The organism is Rhodanobacter sp. ANJX3 (assembly GCF_014200755.1).
Lineage (GTDB): Bacteria > Pseudomonadota > Gammaproteobacteria > Xanthomonadales > Rhodanobacteraceae > Rhodanobacter.
In genome coordinates this window covers 380054-397507 of record NZ_JACHCM010000004.1, presented here as the reverse complement: position 1 = coordinate 397507, position 17454 = coordinate 380054, and the positions used below count along the sequence as shown (strand labels likewise).

General features: G+C 62.0%; 22 protein-coding genes and 1 tRNA gene. 15 read left to right on the top strand and 8 right to left on the bottom strand.

What is annotated here, in order from left to right; translation table 11 throughout:
* Positions 1–9: 9 nt before the first annotated feature.
* The 6 genes from erpA to HDE76_RS13485 form a co-directional block, all read right to left on the bottom strand.
* Positions 10–378: an iron-sulfur cluster insertion protein ErpA gene (gene erpA / locus HDE76_RS13510; protein ID WP_179480793.1), complete on the bottom strand. Its 369-nt coding sequence runs from the start codon at positions 376–378 to the stop codon at positions 10–12.
* 44 nt (positions 379–422) lie between these two features.
* Positions 423–842: a polymer-forming cytoskeletal protein gene (locus HDE76_RS13505; protein ID WP_179480794.1), complete on the bottom strand. Its 420-nt coding sequence runs from the start codon at positions 840–842 to the stop codon at positions 423–425.
* The gene (locus HDE76_RS13500) at positions 829–1581 is read right to left on the bottom strand and encodes a DUF6776 family protein (protein WP_179480796.1); all 753 of its coding nucleotides are present in this window, start codon (positions 1579–1581) and stop codon (positions 829–831) included. The genes HDE76_RS13505 and HDE76_RS13500 overlap by 14 nt, the downstream gene beginning before the upstream one ends.
* 118 nt (positions 1582–1699) lie before the next feature.
* On the bottom strand, positions 1700–2170 hold the full coding sequence (gene bfr, locus HDE76_RS13495) for a bacterioferritin (RefSeq protein WP_179480798.1): 471 nt from the start codon (positions 2168–2170) through the stop codon (positions 1700–1702).
* Positions 2171–2336: 166 nt separating this feature from the next.
* Positions 2337–2537, bottom strand: a complete 201-nt coding sequence (locus HDE76_RS13490; RefSeq protein WP_179481087.1) for a (2Fe-2S)-binding protein — start codon at positions 2535–2537, stop codon at positions 2337–2339.
* 58 nt (positions 2538–2595) lie between these two features.
* Complete coding sequence (locus HDE76_RS13485) at positions 2596–3156, bottom strand: RNA pyrophosphohydrolase (RefSeq protein WP_179480800.1); 561 nt, start codon at positions 3154–3156, stop codon at positions 2596–2598.
* A gap of 179 nt (positions 3157–3335) precedes the next feature.
* Between HDE76_RS13485 and HDE76_RS13480 the strand changes: the two genes are divergently transcribed.
* Positions 3336–3412 (top strand) — tRNA-Met (locus HDE76_RS13480).
* A gap of 283 nt (positions 3413–3695) precedes the next feature.
* Here HDE76_RS13480 and HDE76_RS13475 read toward each other — a convergent pair.
* Complete coding sequence (locus tag HDE76_RS13475; protein ID WP_184508314.1) at positions 3696–4196, bottom strand: PepSY domain-containing protein; 501 nt, start codon at positions 4194–4196, stop codon at positions 3696–3698.
* A 165-nt stretch (positions 4197–4361) separates the two neighbouring features.
* On the opposite strand from HDE76_RS13475, the gene queD reads away from it, so the two are divergent.
* The 13 genes from queD to HDE76_RS13410 all read left to right on the top strand — a co-directional run bounded on the left by queD (position 4362) and on the right by HDE76_RS13410 (position 16006).
* Positions 4362–4718, top strand: a complete 357-nt coding sequence (queD, locus tag HDE76_RS13470; RefSeq protein ID WP_184508311.1) for a 6-carboxytetrahydropterin synthase QueD — start codon at positions 4362–4364, stop codon at positions 4716–4718.
* Positions 4719–4924: 206 nt separating this feature from the next.
* On the top strand, positions 4925–5290 hold the full coding sequence (locus HDE76_RS13465; RefSeq protein ID WP_179480940.1) for a hypothetical protein: 366 nt from the start codon (positions 4925–4927) through the stop codon (positions 5288–5290).
* Between the two features lie 5 nt (positions 5291–5295).
* On the top strand, positions 5296–6102 hold the full coding sequence (gene atpB, locus HDE76_RS13460) for a F0F1 ATP synthase subunit A (protein WP_179480942.1): 807 nt from the start codon (positions 5296–5298) through the stop codon (positions 6100–6102).
* A gap of 64 nt (positions 6103–6166) precedes the next feature.
* A complete protein-coding gene (gene atpE, locus HDE76_RS13455) occupies positions 6167–6445 on the top strand; it encodes a F0F1 ATP synthase subunit C (RefSeq protein ID WP_179480944.1) in 279 nt (92 codons plus the stop codon).
* Positions 6446–6535: 90 nt separating this feature from the next.
* Complete coding sequence (locus HDE76_RS13450; protein WP_184508308.1) at positions 6536–7006, top strand: F0F1 ATP synthase subunit B; 471 nt, start codon at positions 6536–6538, stop codon at positions 7004–7006.
* A 3-nt stretch (positions 7007–7009) separates the two neighbouring features.
* Positions 7010–7543 (top strand): F0F1 ATP synthase subunit delta, encoded by a 534-nt coding sequence (locus HDE76_RS13445; protein WP_184508305.1) that lies wholly within the window; start codon positions 7010–7012, stop codon positions 7541–7543.
* A 158-nt stretch (positions 7544–7701) separates the two neighbouring features.
* Positions 7702–9252: a F0F1 ATP synthase subunit alpha gene (gene atpA / locus HDE76_RS13440; RefSeq protein WP_184508302.1), complete on the top strand. Its 1551-nt coding sequence runs from the start codon at positions 7702–7704 to the stop codon at positions 9250–9252.
* A 128-nt stretch (positions 9253–9380) separates the two neighbouring features.
* Positions 9381–10274 carry a F0F1 ATP synthase subunit gamma gene (atpG, locus tag HDE76_RS13435; protein ID WP_184508299.1) on the top strand — a complete coding sequence of 298 codons (894 nt, stop codon included), beginning with the start codon at positions 9381–9383 and terminating at the stop codon, positions 10272–10274.
* 181 nt (positions 10275–10455) lie between these two features.
* On the top strand, positions 10456–11868 hold the full coding sequence (gene atpD, locus HDE76_RS13430; RefSeq protein ID WP_179480955.1) for a F0F1 ATP synthase subunit beta: 1413 nt from the start codon (positions 10456–10458) through the stop codon (positions 11866–11868).
* Between the two features lie 151 nt (positions 11869–12019).
* On the top strand, positions 12020–12445 hold the full coding sequence (locus HDE76_RS13425; protein WP_179480957.1) for a F0F1 ATP synthase subunit epsilon: 426 nt from the start codon (positions 12020–12022) through the stop codon (positions 12443–12445).
* A 220-nt stretch (positions 12446–12665) separates the two neighbouring features.
* On the top strand, positions 12666–13739 hold the full coding sequence (locus HDE76_RS13420; protein ID WP_184508296.1) for a DUF748 domain-containing protein: 1074 nt from the start codon (positions 12666–12668) through the stop codon (positions 13737–13739).
* A gap of 130 nt (positions 13740–13869) precedes the next feature.
* Positions 13870–15243 (top strand): bifunctional UDP-N-acetylglucosamine diphosphorylase/glucosamine-1-phosphate N-acetyltransferase GlmU, encoded by a 1374-nt coding sequence (gene glmU / locus HDE76_RS13415; RefSeq protein ID WP_184508293.1) that lies wholly within the window; start codon positions 13870–13872, stop codon positions 15241–15243.
* Between the two features lie 73 nt (positions 15244–15316).
* Positions 15317–16006 (top strand): hypothetical protein, encoded by a 690-nt coding sequence (locus HDE76_RS13410; RefSeq protein ID WP_184508290.1) that lies wholly within the window; start codon positions 15317–15319, stop codon positions 16004–16006.
* A gap of 61 nt (positions 16007–16067) precedes the next feature.
* Here the strand turns inward: HDE76_RS13410 and HDE76_RS13405 are convergent, their stop codons facing one another.
* Positions 16068–17060, bottom strand: coding sequence for a pteridine-dependent deoxygenase (locus tag HDE76_RS13405; protein WP_184508287.1), 993 nt, complete (start codon positions 17058–17060; stop codon positions 16068–16070).
* A 92-nt stretch (positions 17061–17152) separates the two neighbouring features.
* Here HDE76_RS13405 and HDE76_RS13400 point away from each other — a divergent pair, with 92 nt between their 5' ends.
* Positions 17153–17425 carry a phosphopantetheine-binding protein gene (locus HDE76_RS13400; protein ID WP_179480965.1) on the top strand — a complete coding sequence of 91 codons (273 nt, stop codon included), beginning with the start codon at positions 17153–17155 and terminating at the stop codon, positions 17423–17425.
* Positions 17426–17454 lie beyond the last annotated feature (29 nt).

Here is a 17454-nt window from a genome sequence, read left to right as displayed (position 1 = left end):
ACAATCCGTTCAAGTGGAGAACGATGAGCCGCAGCCGCAGGTGGTCTTGGCGTTCGGGTTGCTGATGACGAACTGCGAGCCGCTGAGGTTTTCGGCGTAGTCGATCTGCGCGCCGGTCAGGTATTGCAGCGAGAGCGGATCGCACAACAGCGTGACGCCTTCGCGCTCCAGCGCAAAATCGTCTTCGGCCTGCGCTTCGTCGAAAGTGAAGCCGTACTGGAAACCCGAGCATCCACCACCGGTGATGTAGACGCGCAGTTTCAACGCCGGATTGCCTTCTTCGGCGATCAGTTCGTGCACCTTGTGCGCGGCGGCGGCGGTGAACAGCAGCGGTTCGCCGCTGCTGCGATAGTCGGGGATGGTGAGCAAGGTTTCCATGGTCTTTCAATGGGGGCCGTGGCGGACGGGTGCAAGCATACGCCCTATGCCGTTACACCTTCATTCAATGCGCTGGGCGAGGGCAGCTCGCGCGGCGCCTCGTCGGCCTGGCGCGCGATGCGCCCGTTGACCTGGGCGCCGGCGGCCATTTCCATCGTGTGGTAACGCAGATCGCCATCGATGCGCGCCTGCGCCGCCAGTTCCAGCCGCGCGCTGACGTAAACGTCGCCGGTGACATGGCCGTTGATCACCGCATGCGGCACCCGGATTTCGCCCTGCACGTGGCCATGCTCGCTGAGGGTGAAAACGGCATCGTCGCCTTCGCCGAGCACGGCGCCCTCGATGCGGCCGTCCAGATGCAGCGCGCCGCTGAAGCGCAGGTCGCCGCGGATGACCGTGCCGTGCGCGATCAGGCTGGTGTCCTGGCTGGTCGGGCTGCGTTCGTTGCGTTTACGGTTGAGCATCGTGATCCCCCTGAGCCGTGATGATATTGCCACTGAGCGCGTCTTCCCAGGACACGGTTTGCATTACGGACGCTTCGCCTGCCGACTGAATGCCGATGTGCAGACGCATCGGACGAAAATTCGCCGGCAGCACGATCGTGCCGTGCAGCTGCTCAAAGTACATCAGGCGGAACGGCAGGCCATCCTTTTCCGCCACATTGCCAAGCGCGGCCCAGTCCAGCTGCACCACCTTATTGTCGCGCAGGCCTTCCACGCTCACCGTGACAGTGCCGGTGATTTCGTCGTTACGCTTGGCCGCTTGCATAAGGCTCAGCATCAGATTCCAGCCGTGCGAGCCGGAGATCGGCTCCAGCTTGGCTTCCTGCAGCTTCAGGCCCTGGTGCTGCGTATCGCCGCCGACCAGCCGCGAGTAGAAGCCGAGATTGGCGCGCAGGCCGCTGATTTCCTCTTCGCGCTGGGTCAGCGTGACGCGCAGCGACTTGGTGGCCACATCGTTGACCTGCGCATCGCGCTGCGCGTTTGCCAGCTGCTGCTTGAGATTCTCGATTTGCGCATTCAGCGCGCGCTGCTGGCGGTGATCCACGGCAACCGGGTCGGCGTGGTGGCTCAGCAGTCCCACCAAAAGGCCCGTCACCAGCAGGCTGCCGATCCAGGCGGCGGCCAACCAGAGCTGGAGCCGCTTCGCACTGACGTCGTCGTGCCGGCGCACCACGAAACGCGGCGGGGGTCGTGACACCATGCGGGTCGTTCCGAGGAAAACCCAAGGTATAGCCCCGGCGCGAGGAGGGCGTCAAGAAACGCGCGCCCTCTGGCAGCGATCGCGGGGCGCGCGTTACTGATGCTCCCCGCGGCGAGCCTCAGCTCTTGGCTTTGTTCTGCAGGTAGCGCTCGGCGCCGATGTCCTTGATCAGGCTGAACTGGGTTTCAAGCCAGTCGATGTGCTCTTCCTCGTCGTGCAGGATGGCCTTGAACATGTCGCGGCTGACGTAATCGGCCACGCCTTCGCTGTAGCCGATGGCCTCGCGCAGATCCTTCACCGCGTCGATCTCCAGGTCCAAGTCGCCCTGGATGCACTCCAGCACGTTCTCGCCGATGCGCAGCTTGCCCAGATGCTGCAGATTGGGCAGGCCGTCGAGGAAAAGAATGCGCTCGATCATGCGATCGGCATGCCTCATTTCCTCGATCGATTCCTTGTACTCGTGGTCGGCAAGCTCGGTATAGCCCCAGTCCTTGAACATGCGGTAATGCAGAAAATACTGGTTGATCGCGGTCAACTCGTTGTAGAGCACCTTGTTGAGGTACTCGATAACCTTGGCATCACCTTTCATTGGGAGTCTCCGACTGGCCTTTCAAAACGTGCCGACACTATACAAACGCCAACGGCCGGGCGGTTGAATGGGAATGGCTATGGTTTGCTTGCGCGATAGCCGACTCTGCGTGGGGCGTCGGCGAGTGCATCGATCGGCAGCACGCTGACGTGCCGCAAGCTTGGAATCAGGCGGCGACGCCCGGCCACTGCACCAGCGTGTGCTGCTCGATAGCCTTGGCCAGCGTGGCCCGGGCCATCGACTCGCAGCATCCGCAGCAGTCCGAACAGCCCGTGCGCGCCTGCAGTTCGCTGAAAGACTGCACGCCATCGGCCGCCTCGCGGCGGATGTCATGGTCGGTCACGGCGTTGCACAGGCAGATATACATGCTGCGCATGAGAACGCGAATGCGAACGATTGTCAACAATCCTCGAGAAGGCGAGGCTTTATGCGGCTTCGCAGCCCTTGCGCGGACCGCCGCTCGACGGGTCGTCGTTATTCCGGGGCGGGAGCGTGCCCAGCTGCAGGCTGCACAGCCCCTCGACGTGCGGCGCAAAGTGGCGCAGCGCGCGCTCGTACACTTCCCGCTTGAAATTCACCACGTGCGCGGCCGGATACCAGAAATCCACCCAGCGCCACAGATCGAATTCCGGCTTGTCGCAGGCGTCGAGCTTCAACGCCTCTTCGCCGCCGACCAGCTTCAGCAGAAACCACACCTGCTTCTGTCCGATGCACGTCGGGCGCTGGTGATGCCGCACATAGCGATTGGGCAGCCGGTAACGCAGCCAGCCGTGGGTGGCCGCAACTACTTCGACGTGCTGCGGCGCCAGGCCGGTTTCTTCTTCCAGCTCGCGGTACATCGCTTCCAGCGGGGTTTCATCGGTGCGCATGCCGCCCTGCGGAAACTGCCAACCGTCGCGGTTGACCCGGCGCGCCCAAAACAGCTGCCCCTGGGCATTCAAAATCACAATGCCTACGTTCGGACGGTATCCATCAATGTCGATCATCGGGCCTCCTGGTGCCATGCCGCGCAGTGCCTGCGCGCATCGCCTAGCCGCTTCCATGCCCGATTCAACCACAGCCCATCGACCAGCAGCAAGCGCCGCACTTGTACCGCCAGGCGGCCGCCATTACACTTTCGCGCCCCGCCGAGGTCGCCCGGATCCGGTATAGTGGGCAATCCCATGGCTATGTAGCTCAGCCGGTTAGAGCACAGCACTCATAATGCTGGGGTCGGTGGTTCGAGTCCACCCATAGCCACCACGTCCTTGGCGGATCAAGCCGCTGGATGATGTGAGATAACCCCGCTTAATGGCGGGGTTTTTTGTGCCTTCAGCCTCGCCGGGCCTTGGTTGTTGCTCAGGGAGACGAGGTTGGCCAACCTCGGTTCGATGCTCTTGAGCCGAATAAACCGCGTAATCGGCTCACACAATGAGCTCATCATGAAGGTTATCGCTTTATATTCTGGGACAGAGCATCGTCGGCAGCACTGACTCAGAGAGGCGGCCAATATAGCCGCGTGTCTTACGTCAGTCGGTTGGAACCATCAATCGCGCGACTGCGCCACGACGCTGCCGTCGGTCGGATCGACCAGCAGGTGAATGTCGCTGCCTTGCGGCGATTTGGCGGCGACGCTCCACAGGCCGGCATCGAATTTGACGTCGGTGGGGTTTTGGTACCCGGCCGTTGTGAGTTTGGCTTTGACTTCGTCCGCATTGAGGGCGGACGGCGCATCGGCTGGATAGACTCGGCCGGTGACCGGGCCGACCGCCAGCTTCGACCATTGTTTGTTGCCGCCGCGGGCTTTGGTGCGCCACACGCCGTCTTTGAACGCGAGGCCTTCCACTTCTTTATAACCGGCGTTGGCGATCGATGTTTCGATGGCGTCCTGGCTGAGTGCGCCGCTGATCGGTGTTGCCCAGGTCACAGTGGTGGTCGTCATCTGGGTAGCGGCGGCTGGCGCGGGTGCGTTCGTCGGTGCGTTCTGTGCCATGGCGGCACTGCAAACTGACAAACCCAGCAAGAGGGGAAGCATGCGCTTGTTCATGGTGAAGTCCTTCTGTGTCGACGAAGTGTGGAGGGCCAGCTTGCGCAGGTGCCCCGCAAACCGGCGTGAACGGGCGAATGCCGTTTAGTCGCGACTCAGGCCGCCGTAGCGAGGCGTCGTTGGGCCTGAGCGGTCTCAACGGCGGGCGGGCGCTACAATGCGCGCATGGATATCTTTAAGATCTTTACCCTCGAGGCGGCGCATCGCCTGCCCAACGTGCCTCCGGGCCACAAGTGCGCGCGCCTGCACGGCCATTCGTTCCGGGTGGAGATTCATCTTCGGGGCGAGTTAGGCGACGAAACCGGCTGGGTCATGGATTTTTCCGACGTAAAGACGGCTTTTCAGCCACTTTACGACCAGCTGGACCACCACTACCTCAACGACATCGAGGGTCTGGAGAATCCGACCAGCGAGCGGCTGTCGATCTGGATATGGGATCGCCTCAAGCCTGTGCTTCCTCTGCTTTCCGAGGTTGTGGTCCATGAGACCTGCACCTCCGGCTGTCGTTACCGGGGCATGTAAGTTCGGCGGCGATTTCGATGCAAGAGCGGATCGCATCAGTGGCTAACATATTGCGTCGCGACATGTTTTTCTTTGCGAAATCCATTGCTATCCGCCAGTAACTCGGTTGTCGTGCCGCTGGGCCGGCTGGTATACTTTTCGGGATTGGGATCGTGGCCCGTGGCTGTAGCGGTGCCGCCTGGTGTAAACCGTGCGGGGACCTTTACATGCTCAATAGTCTTGCCTCCGGTCGACGTCTAGCCTTGCGCACCGTGTTGCTGCAGCTTGCTGTAGCCGTGCTGGCCGGCCTCGTTTTTTTGACGCTGGGGCGTCGTGAAGCGGTGTCTGCTGCCATGAGTGCGTCATTAGTGGCGCTGGGCACCATGCTGTTCTCTATGCGATTTTTTAGCGGATTGAACGGCGCGGGTATGGCTTTTAGCCGTTTGATTGCGGGCGTGATTCTGAAGTGGTTCGTGATCGTCGGGGGGCTGCTATTGATCCTGGCTAAATTTAAGTTGCCGCCGCTAGCTGCCATAACGGGGCTGGTGGCTGCTCTCGCGGTTTATCTGTTGGCGTTCCGATTCAAGGGTTGAGACACATGGCAAGCGAGCCGCAGGGCGGACTAACCGAATACATTCAGCATCACCTTACCCATCTCACCCCGCATGCGAACAGCGGTGGCTTTTGGGCAGTGCATCTTGATTCTGTTTCCGTGTCGCTGGCGCTCGGCGTGATCTTTTGCCTGCTGTTCTGGCTTAAGGCGCGCAAGGCGACTTCGGGCGTGCCCGGTCGTGGCCAGGCATTTGTCGAGCTTGTACTCGAATTTGTCGACGGTCAGGTGAAAGATGTTTTTCACGGTGACCGGCGTGTACTCGGTCCAATGGCGCTGACCGTGTTTGTCTGGGTTTTCCTGATGAACGCAATGGATCTGCTGCCGGTGGATTTGTTGCCCTGGATCACTGAAAAATTCGGCCTTGGTCACTTCCGTGCTGTGCCTACAGCCGATATCAATATGACCTTTGCGATGTCGCTGACCGTATTCGTGTTAATCATTTTTTACAGCTTCAAAGCCAAAGGCTTTGGTGGCTACATGCATGAGCTGTTCACAGCGCCCTTTGGAGCGAACCCGCTGCTGTGGATTCCGAATTTCTTGCTGAATGTGGTCGAGCTGCTATCCAAGCCGGTTAGCCTGGCGATGCGACTATTCGGCAATATGTATGCTGGCGAGCTGGTTTTCATGTTGATCGCCGGATTGTTCAGCGCCGGTAGCTGGCTGCTTTACGGCATGGGCATCATCGGTTACACGGTGTGGGGCATTTTCCACATCCTGATCATCGGCATTCAGGCGTTTATTTTCATGGTGCTGACCATCGTTTACATTTCGATGGCGCACGATCACCACTGATTCTTTTGAATCATCCCTTTTCAACTGCTCAAATTTTTTAGTTTCAATTTCTCAGGAGACCGTCGTGGAATTAGTCGCTCACATTGCTCAAGTCCAGTCCTTCACCGCTATCGCGCTGGGTCTGATCATCGGCCTCGGTGCACTCGGTGCTTGTATCGGTATCGGCGTCATGGGTTCGAAGTTTCTTGAAGCCGCCGCCCGCCAGCCGGAGCTGGTGCCGCTGCTTCAGGGTCGCATGTTCCTGCTGGCCGGCCTGATCGATGCAGCGTTCCTGATCGGCGTGGCGCTGGCGATGTACTTCGCCGTGGCTAACCCGCTGCTCTCGAAGCTCGCCGCGGGCTAAGTTGTTCGACGGCGCTAAGGCGCCGTTTAGCTCGGCATGGATAAGTAATGCCCATGCTGGTTTTATTCCGTATCTACAGGTAACGCAGCGATGGATTTCAACGCGACCTTGATTGGCGAAATGCTTTCGTTCGCCATCTTGATCTGGTTCTGCGTCCAGTTCATCTGGCCGCACATCAATAAGGCTATCGAAGATCGTCAGATCAAGATCGCCGAAGGCCTCAATGCGGCCGAGCGCGCGCACGCAGAATTGCGTGAGGCTGACACGAAGGTCGCAGCCGAGATCAAGGTGGCTCGTCAGCAGGCTGGCGAAATCATCGACAAGGCTCAGCAGCAGGCCAATCAGATCATCGAAAAGGCGCGTGCCGAAGCGGTGGTCGAGATCAACCGGCTGAAGGCTTCGGCGCAGGAAGACATCGCCTCGATGGCGCAGCGCGCCCGTGACCAGCTGCGAGAGCAGGTGGGTGCGTTGGCCGTGCAGGGCGCCAGCAAGATCGTGCAGCGCGAAGTGGATGCGTCGACGCACAAGGCGTTGCTCGACCAGCTAGCGGCCGAGATCTGATCGATGGCTCAGGCAATCACTCTCGCTCGCCCGTACGCACGCGCTGCTTTCGAAGTGGCGCATGCCACCGGGTCGCTGGATAGCTGGTCGCAGTCGCTGGCGTTTGCCGCGGGGGTGTCGGCGGATGCGCGCGTGGTCGATCTCGACAACGATCCGCGGGTCAAGCCCGAGCAGATCGTGGCGCTGCATTTGCCCGAGGGCGTGGCCAGCGACGCGCCGTTTGCGCAGTTTCTGGCCGAGCTGGTGGAAAACCGCCGGGTGACCCTGCTGCCGGAAGTGGCCGAGCTGTTCGAAGGCTACAAGCGCGAATCCGAGTCGCAGCTGCTGGTGAAGGTCACCAGTGCAATGGCGCTCGATGCCGCGCAGTCCGAGCAGCTGAAGGCGTCGCTGAAGCGCCGTTTCAAGCGCGAGATCGAGCTGGAGACCGAGGTCGATGCGTCGCTGCTGGCTGGCGTGGTGATCGATACCGGTAGCGAAGTGATCGACGGTTCGGCCCGCGGACGCCTTGAACGAATGGCGAGCGCGCTGACAGTCTAGTTTTACGCGAAGTCCGTTTCGCGAAGAGCAAAAACCGGCCATCAACGGCTGGACTCCGGAAAACAGTTTTACGCGAAGTCCCAACGCGAATAGTAAAAAACCCGGCCATCCATGGCCGGACTCTTGAAAAAGAGATCTAAAAATTCAGGATAACCACCATGTCCAGCACCACCTTGAATCCGTCGGAAATCAGTGAGCTGATCAAGACCCGCATCGAGCAGTTCAAGCTCGGCGCCGAAGCACGCAACGAAGGCACGCTGATCAGCGTGTCCGACGGCATCGTGCGCATCCACGGCCTGGCCGACGTGATGCAGGGCGAAATGATCGAGCTGCCGGGTAACTCGTTTGCCCTGGCGCTCAACCTGGAGCGCGACTCCGTCGGCGCCGTGGTGCTGGGCGAATACCAGCATCTGCGCGAAGGCGACACTGCCAAGACCACCGGCCGCATCCTGGAAGTACCGGTGGGTCCGGAGCTGCTCGGTCGCGTCGTCGACGCGCTGGGCAATCCGATCGACGGCAAGGGTCCGCTCAATGCCAAGATCAACGCCGCCATCGAGACCGTGGCGCCGGGCGTGATCTGGCGCAAGTCGGTCGACCAGCCGCTGCAGACCGGTTACAAGTCGGTCGATGCGATGATTCCCGTCGGCCGCGGCCAGCGTGAGCTGATCATCGGCGATCGCCAGACCGGCAAGACCGCGCTGGCCATCGACGCGATCATCGCCCAGAAGGGTTCGGGCATTAAGTGCATCTACGTGGCCATCGGCCAGAAGCGCTCGTCGATCGCCAACGTGGTGCGCAAGCTCGAGGCCAACGGCGCTCTGGCTTACACCATCGTGGTGGTCGCCTCGGCATCCGAGTCGGCCGCGCTGCAGTACGTGGCGCCGTATTCGGGTTGCGCGATGGGCGAATACTTCCGCGATCGCGGCGAAGACGCGCTGATCGTGTACGACGATTTGTCCAAGCAGGCCGTGGCCTACCGCCAGATCTCGCTGCTGCTGAAGCGCCCGCCGGGTCGTGAAGCCTACCCGGGCGACGTGTTCTATCTGCACTCCCGTCTGCTCGAGCGCGCAGCGCGCGTGTCCGAGGAGTATGTCGAGAAGTTCACCAATGGCGAAGTGAAGGGCAAGACCGGTTCGCTGACCGCGCTGCCGATCATCGAAACCCAGGGTGGCGACGTGTCGGCCTTCGTGCCGACCAACGTGATCTCGATCACCGACGGTCAGATCTTCCTGGAAACCGACCTGTTCAACGCCGGTATCCGTCCGGCCGTGAACGCCGGTATCTCGGTGTCCCGCGTCGGCGGTGCCGCGCAGACCAAGATCGTCAAGAAGTTGTCCGGCGGTGTGAAGCTGGCGCTGGCGCAGTACCGTGAGCTGGCCGCGTTCGCGCAGTTCGCCTCGGATCTGGACCCGGCCACGCGCGCGCAGTTGGACCGCGGTCAGCGTGTGACCGAGCTGATGAAGCAGGGCCAGTATTCGCCGCTGTCGATCGCCGAACTGGCGCTGTCGGTGTACGCGGCCGAGAAGGGCTACCTCGATGACCTCGCAGTCAACCAGGTGCTGCCGTTCGAGAAGGGTCTGCATGCCTTCATGCACCAGAACCACGAAGAGCTGATGACCAAAATCGTGGCCACCGGCGACTGGAACAACGACATCGAAGCCACCTTCAAGGCCTCGCTGGACGAGTACAAGAAAACCGGTAGCTGGTGAGTAAAAGCGGGAACAGGGAACAGGGAATGGGAAAGTGGCGTTTGACGCAGTACTCCATTCCAGAGGGAGCTTCAGTTCCCCATTCCCCGTTCCCTGTTCCCCCGAAGCGAGCATAGCGAGCGAGACAGATGGCAAGCGGACGCGAAATCAAAACCAAGATCAAGAGCACGCAGAACATGCGCAAGGTCACGCGCGCGCTCGAAATGGTCTCGGCGGCGAAGATCCGCCGCGCGCAGGACATGATGCGCGCCTCGCGCCCGTATGCCCGTGCGATGCGCAAGGTGATCGCGCACGTGGCCCAGGCCAGCACCGATTTCAGCCATCCGTTCCTGACCCAGCGCGAGAACGTGGCGCGCGTCGGCTATATCGTCGTGTCGACCGATCGCGGCCTGTGCGGCGGCCTCAACTCCAACCTGTTCCGCCGGCTGCTGCCGTCGATCGCCGAATGGCAGAAGCAGGGCGTCGAAGTGGACGTGGTCGCGATCGGCCAGAAAGCCATCTCGTTCTTCCGTCGCATCAAGGGTGTCAACCTGATCGGCAGCGTGAGCCATCTCGGCGAAAAGCCCAAGCTTGAGCAGCTGGTCGGCGTGATCAAGGTGATGATGGACGTCTATACGTCCAACGGCCTGGATCGCGTGTTCCTGGCCTATAACGACTTCGTCAACACCATGACGCAGAAGCCGACCATCGACGCCCTGCTGCCGCTGCCGGCGGTTGCGGCGGAGATGGAAAAAACCGACGGAGCCAAGCTCGAACAGAAGAACGACTGGGATTACATCTATGAGCCCGATGCGCAGAGCGTGCTGGAGCACGTGCTGGCCCGCTATGTCGAGTCGCTGGTGTACCAGGCGACGCTGGAGAATCTGGCCAGCGAGCACGCCGCGCGCATGGTCGCCATGAAGGCGGCGTCGGACAACGCCAGCAAGGTGATCGGTGATTTGACGTTGGTCTACAACAAAGCGCGTCAGGCGGCGATTACCCAGGAAATTTCGGAAATCGTGGGTGGCGCTTCGGCGGTTTAGTTTTAGCGATCATCCGTGATCGCAGTGGTAATAAAAGCGATCATCCGTGATCGCAGTACAAGATCAAAAGGCGGCCATCCGTGGCCGCACTCGGTGTAAGAGCAACGTTTCATTACAGAATTTTGGCGACGCGCAGGAGCGGCGCCGCAACAAACCTTAAAAATTACATCCGGAGCATTTCATGAGCCAGGGCAAAGTAGTTCAGATCATCGGCGCAGTCGTCGACGTGGAGTTCGCGCGTCATGAAGTGCCGCAGGTGTATGACGCACTGAAAATCGACGGCACGGCGATCACGCTGGAAGTGCAGCAGCAGCTGGGCGACGGCATCGTGCGCTGCATCGCGCTGGGCTCGACCGACGGCCTGCGCCGCAACCTGGTAGCCCGCAACACCGGCGAAGGCATCAAGGTGCCGGTCGGCAAGGCCACGCTCGGCCGCATCATGGACGTGCTGGGCAACCCCATCGACGAAGCCGGTCCGATCGGCGAGCAGGATCAGTGGGTGATCCATCGCGAGGCGCCGAGCTACGACGAACAGGCGGCCGGCAACGATCTGCTGGAAACCGGCATCAAGGTGATCGACCTGATCTGCCCGTTCGCCAAGGGCGGCAAGGTCGGCCTGTTCGGCGGCGCCGGCGTGGGCAAGACGGTCAACATGATGGAGCTGATCAACAACATCGCCAAGGCGCACGAAGGCCTGTCGGTGTTCGCCGGCGTCGGTGAGCGTACCCGTGAGGGCAACGACTTCTACCACGAGATGAAAGACTCCAACGTGCTCGACAAGGTCGCGATGGTCTACGGTCAGATGAACGAGCCGCCGGGCAACCGCCTGCGCGTGGCGCTGACCGGCCTGACCATGGCCGAGTACTTCCGCGACGAGAAGGACGCCAGCGGCAAGGGCCGCGACGTGCTGTTCTTCGTCGACAACATCTATCGCTACACGCTGGCCGGTACCGAAGTGTCCGCGCTGCTCGGCCGTATGCCGTCGGCCGTGGGCTACCAGCCGACCCTGGCCGAGGAAATGGGCGTGCTGCAGGAGCGCATCACCTCGACCAAGACCGGCTCGATCACCTCGATTCAGGCCGTGTACGTGCCCGCGGATGACTACACCGATCCGTCGCCGGCCACCACCTTCGTGCATCTGGACTCCACCGTGGCGCTGTCGCGCGAAATCGCCAGCCTGGGTATCTACCCGGCGGTCGATCCGCTGGCCTCGACCAGTCGCCAGCTCGATCCGCTGGTGATCGGCGTGGAGCACTACGAAGTCGCGCGCAAGGTGCAGGGCACGCTGCAGCGCTACAAGGAACTGAAGGACATCATCGCGATTCTCGGCATGGACGAGCTGAGCGAAGAAGATAAGCAGTCGGTGACGCGCGCACGCAAGATCGAGCGCTTCTTCTCGCAGCCGTTCCACGTTGCCGAAGTGTTCACCGGCTCGCCGGGCAAGTACGTGCCGCTGAAGGAAACCATCCGCGGCTTCAAGATGATCGTCGACGGCGACGTAGATCACCTGCCGGAGCAGGCGTTCTACATGGTCGGCGGCATCGACGAGGCGATCAAGAAAGCCGAAGACATGGGCGCCAAGAAGGCGGCCTAATCTTGTAGAAGCGGGAACAAGGAACAGGGAACCACCCGAGGTGGCCCGGCGGGGAACAAAAGCAAAGAAGCCTCGGCATCCACGCTTTTGATCTGACCGTTCCCTGCTTCCCCATTCCCCGTTCCCGTCGAGCACAGCGAGACCACCCACCATGACCAACACCATTCGCGTCGACATCGTCAGTGCCGAAGCCGAGATTTTCTCCGGCGACGCGACGATGGTCATTGCCACCGGCGAGCTGGGTGAGCTGGGCATTACGCCCCGCCACGCGCCGCTGATCACCCGCCTCAAGCCCGGCCACGTCGATGTGGTGCTGGACGGTGGCGAGCGTCAGCAGTTCTACGTTTCCGGCGGCATTCTGGAAGTGCAGCCGCAGGTCATCACCGTGCTGGCCGATACCGCCGCCCGCGCCTCCGATCTGGACGAGGCCGCGGCACAGCGCGCCAAGAAGGAAGCCGAGGACGCGCTGGCTCATCGCACCGAGGCTCTGGATATCGCCGAGGCGCAGGCGAAACTGGCCGAAGCGATGGCCCAGCTGCAGGCGCTTGAGCGCCTGCGCAAGAACCTCAAGCACTGAGTTTTGTGCGCTCGTCCCTGAGCGCAGAGCACGATCGAGAGGCGGCCATCCATGGCCGCACTATCAGTAAAAGCGTCGTCGCCTGAACTGCGGGCGGTTGACCTGACGCCGGCCTTGCGCCGGCGTTTTGCCATCCGCGCGTCGCTTTGTCGCCAGCATTTGCCGCCACGCAGACACGGGCGCGACTAGAATGCCCCGACCGCACCGGGAAACGATCGCCATGAAGTTTCGCTACCGCCGACATCTGGGCGTGCTGATCATTGTCATCGTGATGCTGCTGATCATTCGCGCCGCCATGCCGTATGCGGTGCGGCACTACCTCAACAGTCGCATGGACAAGATGGGCGACTACCACGGCCAGATCGCCGATATCGATCTGCACCTGTGGCGCGGCGGCTACACCATCAACCAGCTGAGCATCGTCAAAGTCAGCGGCAAACTGCCGGCGCCCTTGCTGGAAACCCCGCGCACCGACATTTCATTGAGCTGGGTAGCGCTCACGCACGGCGTCTTTCGCGGCAAGGTGACCTTCACCCAGCCGACGATCAATTTCATCGAAGGCAGCAACCAGGGCGCCAGCCAGACCGGCAAGGGCGTGAACTGGCGCGACCAGCTGAAGCTGCTGGCGCCGATGCGGCTGGACGAGATCAACGTCATCAATGGCACGGTGACGTTCCAGAGCTTCGTCTCCAACCCGCGCGTCGACCTGAAGATGACCGACGTCAACGGCACCGTGACCAACCTGACCAATATCCAGCGCCGCAACGGCAACCGTGTGGCCGAGCTGCACGCCACGGCCAAGATCTTCGGCAATGCGCCGTTCGAGACGCAGGCAACGTTCGACCCGATCAATCAACTCGGCGATTTTTCCTATGCGCTGCGCGCGACCGATATCCCGCTGGTGAACGCCAACGGTCTAGCGCGCGCGTATGCGGGCCTCGATTTCGCCGGCGGCACCGGCGATTTCACGATGGAGCTGCAGGCCCAGAACGGACAGCTGGACGGTTACGCCAAACCACTCTTCCACAATCTGCAAATCTTCAGCTGGAAGAAGGACGTCGAGCAGGAAAAGAAAAGTCCGCTGAAAGTCGCCTATGAGGCTGTCGCGCAGGGCGTCGTTTCGGTGTTCAAGAACCAGGAGAAAGACCAGTTCGGCACACGCGTGCCGATCTCCGGACGCATCGGTGACAAGGTGGCTGATCCGTCGCAGGCCATTCTCGGCATTCTGCACAACGCCTTTGTGCAGGCGTATTCGCCCCAGCTGGAAAAACTGAAGCCCGCGCCGAAAAAATGATCGGTCGTCGGTAGAGCATTTTTTCTTGAAGGCGTTCGACCGGATCTCTTGGAGATAAGCGCGCAGCACGCGCGATCACTTGTATCCTGCGTCGCTGACTACCTCTTGTTTCGATCACGTTGGTGCTGTCATGCCTAATTCCTCGCTGCACGTCATCATTCTTGCTGCCGGCGAAGGCAAGCGGATGAAATCCCGCCACGCCAAGGTGCTGATGCCGCTGGCCGGTCGCTCGCTGCTGGCCCATGTACTGAGTACCTCGCGCGCCTTGCAGCCGGCGGCGATCCACGTTGTCTACGGCCATGCGGGTGACGAAGTGCGCGCGGCCTTCGCCGGCCAGTCCGATCTGCACTGGGTGCTGCAGGCCGAGCGGTTGGGCACGGGCCACGCCGTCGAGCAGGCGCTCGCGACCATCGCCGACGGCGCGCAGGTACTCGTTCTATACGGCGACGTGCCGTTGATCCGTGCCGACACGTTGCAGCCGCTTGTGCAGGCCGGCGGCGCTCTGCGCCTGCTCACCACGCGGCTGGACGACCCGCACGGCTACGGGCGCGTGTTTTGCGATGCGGCCGGGCAGATCGCCGAAGTCGTCGAAGAGAAGGACGCCACTGCGGAACAGCGCGCCGTCACGCTGATCAACACCGGCATCCTCGCCGCCGACGCGGCCGCGCTGCGCGGCTGGATCGCACGACTGGATCGCAACAACGCACAGGGCGAGTACTACCTCACCGATATCTTTGCCATGGCGGCGCGGGAAAATCGCGCCGCGCTGAGCGTCGAATGCGCCGACCCGGTCGAGGCGGCCGGTGCCAACGACCCGTGGCAGCTGACCGAGCTGGAGGCGCATTTTCGCCGTCGCGCCACGCGCGTGTTGGCGCTCGACGGCGTGCGCATGGCCGACCCGACGCGCATCGATGTACGCGGCACGATCCGCGTGGGGCAGGATGTCGAACTCGATATCGATGTGATCCTCGAAGGCGAGGTAGTGCTTGGCGACGACGTGCGCGTCGGCGCCTTCACCCGGCTCAAGGACGTGCAACTCGCGGCCGGTACCGTCGTGCACGCACATTGCGACGTCGAGGGTGTGATTACCCACGGTCCGTGCGTGATCGGCCCGTTCGCGCGCCTGCGCCCCGGCACCGAACTGGCCAGCGGCGTGCACGTCGGCAATTTTGTCGAGGTCAAGAAAACCACCGTCGGCGAAAACAGCAAGGCCAATCACCTCAGCTACCTCGGCGACAGCATCATCGGCCGAGGCGTCAACATCGGTGCCGGCACCATCACCTGCAACTACGATGGCATCAACAAGTCGATCACCCGCATCGAGGACGGCGCCTTCATCGGCTCCAACAGCGCACTCGTCGCGCCGGTGACCGTCGGTGCCCAAGCCACGATCGGTGCCGGCTCCGTCATCACCCGTGACGCGCCCGAGGGCGAACTGACGCTGACCCGCGCGAAGCAGGCCACGCTTCGCGGATGGGCACGGCCCACCAAGCGCGATACCTAAGCGTCCCGACCGAAGGCCTGTTGTGAATCCAAGGGCGGGTGTCTAAAAAACAGGGAAGGGGGAGCCGGAGGCCATGACGATTGAAATTAGGATCAGGGTGGTGGCGGAGATTTATCGGGGCATCGATTTTCCCGATGACTGGGTTTCGCGCTCGACCGCTATCACGGCGGCCATGGGTAAGGAGTTGCTCGTATCCGTGATCGCCTTCCTCGACCAAGAAAAACAACCTGTAGCCGTCTGCTGGCAAACGGCGGAAGGCGTCGAAAAGTTCGCGCGTCAGCGCTTCGATAACAGCGCCGACGCAAGCGTTCTGGATGGACTCGAAAGCGATCTCGCGCGGCTGGATCAACAGCTTGGCCTGCCGGACGGACTGCTCGACACCTTTCTGTGGGATCCGCCCTTAGTGCCACGCAACCAGGCGGAGCCTATTTTCAAGCAGGTCTTTTCCAGCGGTAGGTATTCGTCCACCTTCGAATGGAACAAGGCGCCGCGTGAGATCTTCGAGCATGCCAACGACCTGATTGTGATGGTTCGAAGTGTTGAGAGTGGTTCCCTGTCGACGCTTCCGGCAAACGCCGATGACATGCGCAACGCGCCGGAGGCAACGAATGCTGAAACGTTTCTTATCCTGCCCATCAGGCCGGGCAAGATCGATAAAGATGCCGGGAAGCCTGTGGGCTCACCGCATATCGCGTTTTTCTTCGGCGGCGCCATGCTCATCGCTATTGCACTGGTCAGTGCGTACCTTGCCGGTGACCTCTGACGGCGCGGACCAATGGCTGGCGCGAGCTTACTGAGGCGAAGTTCGAACCCGCGAGTACGCGCTACGCATACCGCCACCCATCGATCTCCACCAGCAGTTCGCGGCGGCAGATATCGCCGTGCAGCAGCAGCACCGGTACGCCGGGCAGGCGGCGACGGAAAAAGTCGCGCACGCGTGGGGCGTCGACAGCGTGTCGCACGTAGGCTTTGAGCGGCGAGTGCGTGTCGAAGCCCGCAGGCATGTCGGCGCTGGCGAGCAGCGTTTCCAGGTTGATCAGGGTCTCGTCGAGCTGGGCATCCAGGTCGTCGTCATGGGCGGAGGCATGGCCGACGACCGCCGCTGTACCGGAGATCGCGAGCACGTCGTTGCCAGGAAGGTTCATGGCGCGGGCAAAGCTCGGTGGCGTGCGGCCATATTGGCGCGGATAGCGCCAGGCGCTGACCTGGCGCGGGTTTTCCACGCGCTCGCCGGGCTGGTCGCAGGCCAGCAGGTAAATCTGCAGCCGGTGCGCCGGGCCGTGATGACCGATGGCGCTGGCAGCGGGAAAGCCGTCGGCGAAGAAACTGCTCATACCCGCGGCGCGACCGTCGCAGAACTGTTTGTAGCGCTCGGCATCGCCGACGCCTTCATTGATGGCGCCGAGGTAATTCCACAGGCGCAGCACATGTCGCTCCGCGCGCTGTTCGAGGAACTGGCGCACCTGCGTGTAGGCCGTGTTCGCCGCGCCTTCCGGACCGCCGTGCTCACGTTCGTCCAGCTCGATGGCGGCAAAAAGCCAGCCGCCGCCAGCCGACCAACGCAGGGCGTCGACGCGACCATGGGTCACCGGTGCATCGACCTGCCAGATCTCCAACGGCGCTGGGGCGTCGAAGCTTTCCAGCGCGATTTGCAGCGCACGGGGGTCACCCGTTTTCTGGCTGCCGGCGCCGAAGCCGAGCAGGGCCAGCGTGCCGGATTCGTTCAGCGCGGCGGCGGTATCGCCAACGCGATACGACACGCGCGGGGCGCGGCGCAAAAGGGGGTCAAACTGCGGTTTTTCACTTCCCTGAACCATGCGGTGCAACCAAGAACGTTAAGATCGCTATGTTACACTGCATGGCCGTCGCCACCGGGTGTAGGCGAAGTAAACCCCAGTCGGAATCGAGCATGGCAGAGCAAACAGCGTCGGAACACGAATTGGCCACGTTGATCGTGGAATGCCTGAACCTCGATACCGTGACGCCCGACCAGATCGACCCCGACGCGCCGCTGTTCGGCGGCGATCTCGGGCTGGATTCGATCGACGCGCTGGAGATCGCCCTGGCCGTGTCCAAACGCTACGGCTTTCAGCTGCGTTCGGACAACCCTGACAACCGGCAGATCTTCACCAGCCTGCGCACGCTGTCGGCGCATGTCGAGCAGCATCGCCTCGCCGCCTAACCACGCGTGTGGCAAACCTGCCCGTGTGT

What these genes read in the sequence shown, in the direction of transcription:
- atpA (WP_184508302.1), top strand. Translation starts at nt 7,702, where the DNA reads ATGTCCAGCACCACCTTGAATCCGTCGGAAATCAGTGAGCTGATCAAG.
- HDE76_RS13400 (WP_179480965.1), top strand. Translation starts at nt 17,153, where the DNA reads ATGGCAGAGCAAACAGCGTCGGAACACGAATTGGCCACGTTGATCGTG.
- HDE76_RS13410 (WP_184508290.1), top strand. Translation starts at nt 15,317, where the DNA reads ATGACGATTGAAATTAGGATCAGGGTGGTGGCGGAGATTTATCGGGGC.
- erpA (WP_179480793.1), bottom strand. Translation starts at nt 378, where the DNA reads ATGGAAACCTTGCTCACCATCCCCGACTATCGCAGCAGCGGCGAACCG.
- HDE76_RS13465 (WP_179480940.1), top strand. Translation starts at nt 4,925, where the DNA reads ATGCTCAATAGTCTTGCCTCCGGTCGACGTCTAGCCTTGCGCACCGTG.
- HDE76_RS13485 (WP_179480800.1), bottom strand. Translation starts at nt 3,156, where the DNA reads ATGATCGACATTGATGGATACCGTCCGAACGTAGGCATTGTGATTTTG.
- queD (WP_184508311.1), top strand. Translation starts at nt 4,362, where the DNA reads ATGGATATCTTTAAGATCTTTACCCTCGAGGCGGCGCATCGCCTGCCC.
- HDE76_RS13405 (WP_184508287.1), bottom strand. Translation starts at nt 17,060, where the DNA reads ATGGTTCAGGGAAGTGAAAAACCGCAGTTTGACCCCCTTTTGCGCCGC.
- HDE76_RS13490 (WP_179481087.1), bottom strand. Translation starts at nt 2,537, where the DNA reads ATGTATATCTGCCTGTGCAACGCCGTGACCGACCATGACATCCGCCGC.
- HDE76_RS13450 (WP_184508308.1), top strand. Translation starts at nt 6,536, where the DNA reads ATGGATTTCAACGCGACCTTGATTGGCGAAATGCTTTCGTTCGCCATC.
- atpB (WP_179480942.1), top strand. Translation starts at nt 5,296, where the DNA reads ATGGCAAGCGAGCCGCAGGGCGGACTAACCGAATACATTCAGCATCAC.
- HDE76_RS13445 (WP_184508305.1), top strand. Translation starts at nt 7,010, where the DNA reads ATGGCTCAGGCAATCACTCTCGCTCGCCCGTACGCACGCGCTGCTTTC.
- HDE76_RS13475 (WP_184508314.1), bottom strand. Translation starts at nt 4,196, where the DNA reads ATGAACAAGCGCATGCTTCCCCTCTTGCTGGGTTTGTCAGTTTGCAGT.
- bfr (WP_179480798.1), bottom strand. Translation starts at nt 2,170, where the DNA reads ATGAAAGGTGATGCCAAGGTTATCGAGTACCTCAACAAGGTGCTCTAC.
- glmU (WP_184508293.1), top strand. Translation starts at nt 13,870, where the DNA reads ATGCCTAATTCCTCGCTGCACGTCATCATTCTTGCTGCCGGCGAAGGC.
- HDE76_RS13500 (WP_179480796.1), bottom strand. Translation starts at nt 1,581, where the DNA reads ATGGTGTCACGACCCCCGCCGCGTTTCGTGGTGCGCCGGCACGACGAC.
- atpD (WP_179480955.1), top strand. Translation starts at nt 10,456, where the DNA reads ATGAGCCAGGGCAAAGTAGTTCAGATCATCGGCGCAGTCGTCGACGTG.
- HDE76_RS13425 (WP_179480957.1), top strand. Translation starts at nt 12,020, where the DNA reads ATGACCAACACCATTCGCGTCGACATCGTCAGTGCCGAAGCCGAGATT.
- HDE76_RS13505 (WP_179480794.1), bottom strand. Translation starts at nt 842, where the DNA reads ATGCTCAACCGTAAACGCAACGAACGCAGCCCGACCAGCCAGGACACC.
- atpG (WP_184508299.1), top strand. Translation starts at nt 9,381, where the DNA reads ATGGCAAGCGGACGCGAAATCAAAACCAAGATCAAGAGCACGCAGAAC.
- HDE76_RS13420 (WP_184508296.1), top strand. Translation starts at nt 12,666, where the DNA reads ATGAAGTTTCGCTACCGCCGACATCTGGGCGTGCTGATCATTGTCATC.